Consider the following 5,198-nt stretch of genomic DNA (forward strand, 5'->3'; position numbering starts at 1 on the left):
TGATACGGCCGAAGTCCATGGCGACAGTCGTCGTCGTCTTGTCGCCGGTGTGCGTGAGGTCGTCGATGCCCGCGGACGCAGACGTCATGACGGCCTCGGTACGCAGCGGGTTGATCTCCGAGACGGCGCCGACGAACGTGGTCTTGCCCACGCCGAAGCCGCCCGCCACCACGATCTTCGCGCTGGTGGTTGAGCGGGCTGCACCGCCGCTAGAGCTTGCGAAGTCCACTGAGCACCCTTTCGAGCAGTGTCACGGCTGGCTGGCCGCCGGCGGCCTCGTCGCCGCCTGGCTGGTGGATGGCGACAAGTCCGGCCTCCGCCAGGTCGGCGACGAGGATCCGGGCAACGCCGAGAGGAATGGAGAGCAGGGCCGAGATCTCGGCGACCGACTTGATCTCGATGCACAGCTGGCAGATCCGCTGGTGCTCGGGCAACTGCCCCTGCAGCCTGGACAGATCGGCCGTGGTGCTGACCAGCGCCTCGATGGCGAGCTGGTAGCGCGGCCGGGTCCGGCCGCCGGTCATCGCGTAGGGACGCACGAGCGGGTTGTGCCCGCCCGAACCGCCCGAGGACGAAGCGCGCGGGGCGCTCGGCGAACCCGCGGGCGTGTGCTGGGCCTGAGGCTGCCGGTAGGGCTGCTGGGCGCCCTGTCTGCTCGGTGCGGAGGGAAAGTTGAACCGGTTCTGCGCGCTGTCGCCCTGCGGCGTCTGGTACGCGTCGTATCCGTTGTAATGGCTTGCGCCCGGGGGTGTTCCCACGTCTCCTCCTCCGACTGCCTCGCGGTTCCATGTCCCTTGGAGCCGCGCCACCGCACCTTACGGTGCGGTGACGTGAAACGCACTGTCTGTCTGTTAGTTGAGAAGACTTCCCTGAAGCTCCGCCCGGAGGTCAGGAGTCAGGACGGATCCCGCGCGGTCCACGAGCAGTGCCATCTCGTAGCCCACGAGGCCGATGTCGGCCTCCGGGTGCGCGAGCACGGCCAGCGAGGAGCCGTCCGAGACGGACATGATGAAGAGGAAGCCGCGCTCCATCTCCACCACGGTCTGGTTGACCGCACCACCCTCGAAGATCCGGGACGCGCCCGCGGTCAGCGAGGTCAGTCCGGAGGCGACGGCCGCCAGCTGGTCGGCTCGGTCACGAGGGAAACCCTCGGACATCGCCAGCAGGAGTCCGTCGGCGGAGACCACCACCGTGTGGGACACCCCGGGGGTGTTGTCCACGAAGTTGGTGATCAACCAGTTCAGATTCTGCGCCGCCTGGCTCATGCTCACACTAACGCTCCTGGTTGTAGGTACTGCCCGGGCCGAGGCCCGATCCGTTCGTGTCCGTTCCCGCGTTGCGTCCCTGCTGGACACCGCGGCGCAGGTTGCTCAACCTGCCCCGTACGTCCTCGGGTGCGCGGGAGACCTGGGGGCCGCCCTGCGGCGTCTGCTCGGCCGTGCCCTCGACCAGGTTGGCCTTGGGGACCCGCCGGGGAAGACCGGACGAGGTGACCCCGCCCGCCTTCGGGTCCTTCAGCTTCCCGGCTCGCTGCCAGCGCTCGTCGTTGGCCGAGCGCCAGGCCTCGGGGCCGTCGGCTTCCTTCTGCTGCTCTACCGACCCCGCCGGCTGCTCGGCCTGCGCCGGCTGCTGCGCCTGCGCGGGCTGCTGGGCCTGCGCGGGCGGTGCCTGTCGCGGCGCCTGCTGCGTCTGCGGGGCGACGCTGCCGCGGCGCGGCAGACCTGCGTCCGTCAGTGCGTGGCCGGCGTCCGGGGCGGGGTTCGGAGTGGGACCCGGACGGTCGAAGCCTACGCGGTCGCGGGCCTGTTCGGGAGCGGCCGGAGCAGATTCCGGTTCCGTTCCGTACTGCTGTCCGTAGCCGCCCTGGTAGGCGCTCTGATCCTGCCACTCAGCCTGGTGGGGCTGCTGGTCGAACGCATTGCCGTACTGCTGGTGTTCGACTGCCGGGGTCTCGTACGAAGCTTCCGCATAGCCGGCCTGGGGGTACGCCTCGTAACCCTGCTGGGCGTAGTCGCCGGCGTACTCCTGGCCCTGGCTCTGCGCCTGGCCGTACTGCTGCTGCGGCTGCTGCGCGTAGTCCTGGTGTTGTGCGTAGGCCTGCTGCTCCTGCGGCTGCTGCTGCGCGTACTCGCCGGCGTACTCCTGGCCGGCGTACGCCTCGGTCTGCGCGTACTCCTGGCCGTACTCCTGGCCGTACTCCTGCGCCGCGGGCTCCGACTCGTCACCGTAGTGCGGTCGGTCACCGCCCTGCGCCCGGTCGCTGAGCGTCGCACGCCGGTCCTCGCGGGCCAGGGAGCGGTTGACCGGGTCGAGCGACTGCTCGCCGTCCCCCTGCTCCTCGTAGCGCGAGTCGTCGAAGCCGAGATCGGCAGCGGTCAGCATCGCCTGCGGGGCCGGGGCCTCGAAGGCGCTCTGCTGCTGTTGCTGGGGAATGATCTGCGAGACGGTGAAGTCGTCCTGGACCGGCTGCTCGCCGCCACCGCCGTGCGTGATCGCGTCCGGCAGCATGACGAGCGAGGTCGTCCCGGCCTGCTCGCCCGAAGGGCGCAGCTGGACGCGGATGCCGTGCCGGTCGGCGAGGCGGCCGACCACGAAGAGGCCCATGCGCTGCGAGACGGCGGCGTCCACGGTCGGCGGGTTGGCCAGCTTGTGGTTGATGTCCGCGAAGTCCTCGGCGGTGAGGCCGATGCCCTTGTCGTGGATCTCGACCATCACGCGGCCGTCGGGGAGACGGGTCGCGGTGACGCGCACCTTGGTCTGCGGGGAGGAGAACGTGGTGGCGTTCTCCAGGAGCTCGGCGAGCAGGTGGACGAGGTCGGTCACGGCCTGGCCGTGGATCTCGGCATCCGGCACGCCGGCCAGCTCGATGCGCTCGTACTGCTCCACCTCGGAGGAGGCGGCGCGCATGACGTCGACCAGCGGGACCGGCTGGTCCCAGCGGCGGCCCGGCTCCTCGCCGGCGAGGACGAGGAGGTTCTCGCCGTTGCGGCGCATACGGGTCGCCAGGTGGTCCAGCTTGAAGAGGTTCTCCAGCTGGTCCGGGTCGGCCTCGTTGTTCTCCAGGTCGGTGATGAGGGTCAGCTGGCCCTCGATCAGCGACTGGTTGCGGCGCGAGAGGTTGGTGAAGATCGCGTTGACGTTGCCCCGGAGCATGGCCTGCTCGGCGGCGAGCCGGACGGCCTCGCGGTGGACCTGGTCGAAGGCGCGGGCGACCTCGCCGATCTCGTCCTGCGAGTCGATCGGGATCGGCTGTACGCGGGTGTCGACCCGGCCGGGCTCGGTGCGGGACAGCTGGTCGACGAGCATCGGCAGGCGCTGCTCGGCGATGCTGAAGGCGGCGGTGCGCAGCTCGCGCATCGAGCGGCTCATCTGGCGGGCCATCATCCCGGCCAGGATGAAGGCGGCGAGCAGGGCGACGACGACGATGGCGCCGATGACCCAGGCGTCCGTCTTGGCCTCGTCCGAGATCTTGACGGCCTCGGACACGGCCTTGTCGACGAGGGCCTTCTCGACCTCGGAGTAGCCCTCGAACTTGGCGGTGGCGACGGCCATCCAGCTCTCGGCCGTGATGCCCTTCGACTTCAGGGCCGCGAGCGCCTCGGGGCTCTTGGCGGTGCCGATCGCGGAGGCCACGCCGGAGTAGACGGAGCCGTCCTTGCCCTTGGGCAGCTCGACGTCGGCGGCCTGCATCTGCTTCGCGCCCTCGGCGGCCTTGCGGGCCATGACCTTCTTGAGGAGGTCGACGTCCTCGGGCAGGGCGCCGGAGCCGTACTCGCCGAGGGCGATCTGCTCCAGGTAGTTGTACGAGTTGAACGCCACGGACTGCTGGGCGAAGACCTCTTCGGTGCGGCTGGGCCGGACCAGGAGCTGGGTGCCGATGGAGCGCTGGAGCGACTCGGCGCCCTTGGCGAGCTGGACGGCGTAGACACTGCGGCCGTAGGTCGTGACGTTGCCGGTGCCGAGACCGAGCTCGTTGGAGAACTCGGTGAGGTAGTGCTGGACGCCGGTGTACCCGAGCTGGGTGTTCACGGGGTCGAGGGAGCGGCTGTACGCGGCCTTGCGGAGCGCTTCGAGCTTCGGCTCCTCGTCCTTGAAGAGCCGGAGACGGCGCTCGAGGCCCTGGCCCGAGGGGAGGTTCTTGGCGGCCTCGTCGAACTTGAGACGGGCGGCGTCGGTCGCGGCGTAGGCCTGCTCGACCGTGTCGGCCTTGCGGTCCTCGGGGGTCTTCGCGGCCAGCAGCGGAGCTGCGGTGAGGTCGCGCTCGTTGAGGAGCGCGGTGCTGTACTCCGAGGCGGCCCGCACGATGAGGGCCGTCTTCTCGGCGTCCTGCGCCTCCTGCCAGGTGTCGATCGCACCCTTGACCTGGAAGCCGCCCATGACGAGGCCGACGAGCACGGGTATGAGGAGGATCGCGTTCAGTCGGGTGGGTACCCGCCAGTTGCGCGGCGACAGCTTGCTGGAGTTGCCCGGGGTGGCCGCCGGTGGCGGCGTCACGGGCACGTCCGCGGGCGACACCGCTGTGCGCGACGGCGGGGTGAAGTTGCCCCGCGTCTCCTGCTCCGCGGAGCTTTCCTTGCTGCGCCTCACTCGACCAACAACCTCTCGGCGTCGGCACCTACGTTGTGCCGGTGTTTCGTTCAGGGCCGTACTACTCGGGAGTTCATGAATTGCAGCACGTGAAGGGGGTCCGTTCCAAACAGTGGGAAGCGACCGCTTTCCGTGCCGCAGGGGCGACATAAAACGGGCATAAAGAGCGAGCCCCGCCAAATGGCGGGGCTCAGGTGAGCGCAGTGACACCGATCGGATGCGTCGGGTGTCCGAGGCGCCCCAATTCTCTGTCGAAACGTTATGAACGCGGGGGCGGTCGTGTCGAAGGACACAGATCACCCCGCACGGCAGGCATATGACAAAAGCATGGGCCCGTCCGCTCTCCGGCGGGCCGTCCGGTCCTGCGGTCCGCTACTTCAGACGGGCCATGAGGGCGTGCTCGACCAGCGTGATGAGCGCGCTCTTGGCGTCCGCGCGGTGGCGGGCGTCGGTCGTGATGATCGGGGTGTCCGGACCGATCTGAAGGGCCTCGCGGACCTCCTCGGGCTGGTACGGCTGATTCCCGTCGAAGCCGTTGAGGGCGATGACGAAGGGGAGGCCGCTGTTCTCGAAGTAGTCGACGGCCGGGAAACAGTCGGCGAGACGGCGCG

General features: G+C 69.6%; 4 protein-coding genes and 1 pseudogene. All 5 read right to left on the bottom strand.

The genetic code is table 11. The annotated features are described in order from the left end of the window. Nucleotides 1–229, bottom strand: a 229-nt coding sequence (locus SGA01_RS40410; RefSeq protein WP_174867700.1) for an ATP/GTP-binding protein, incomplete at its 3' end; no start/stop codon positions are given. Next, a complete protein-coding gene (locus SGA01_RS40415; RefSeq protein ID WP_141303386.1) occupies nt 210–758 on the bottom strand; it encodes a DUF742 domain-containing protein in 549 nt (182 codons plus the stop codon). The genes SGA01_RS40415 and SGA01_RS40410, both read right to left, overlap by 20 nt. Before the next feature lie 93 nt (nt 759–851). Then, entirely contained in the window at nt 852–1,265 is a 414-nt protein-coding gene (locus SGA01_RS40420) for a roadblock/LC7 domain-containing protein (RefSeq protein WP_053725133.1), read from the bottom strand. A 7-nt stretch (nt 1,266–1,272) separates the two neighbouring features. Then, nucleotides 1,273–4,587 carry a sensor histidine kinase gene (locus SGA01_RS40425; RefSeq protein ID WP_141303388.1) on the bottom strand — a complete coding sequence of 1,105 codons (3,315 nt, stop codon included), beginning with the start codon at nt 4,585–4,587 and terminating at the stop codon, nt 1,273–1,275. Between the two features lie 372 nt (nt 4,588–4,959). Then, nucleotides 4,960–5,198: pseudogene (locus tag SGA01_RS40430) on the bottom strand (ATP-binding protein); the annotation flags it as partial.

The organism is Streptomyces gardneri (assembly GCF_006539185.1).
Classification (GTDB): Bacteria; Actinomycetota; Actinomycetes; order Streptomycetales; family Streptomycetaceae; genus Streptomyces; species Streptomyces gardneri.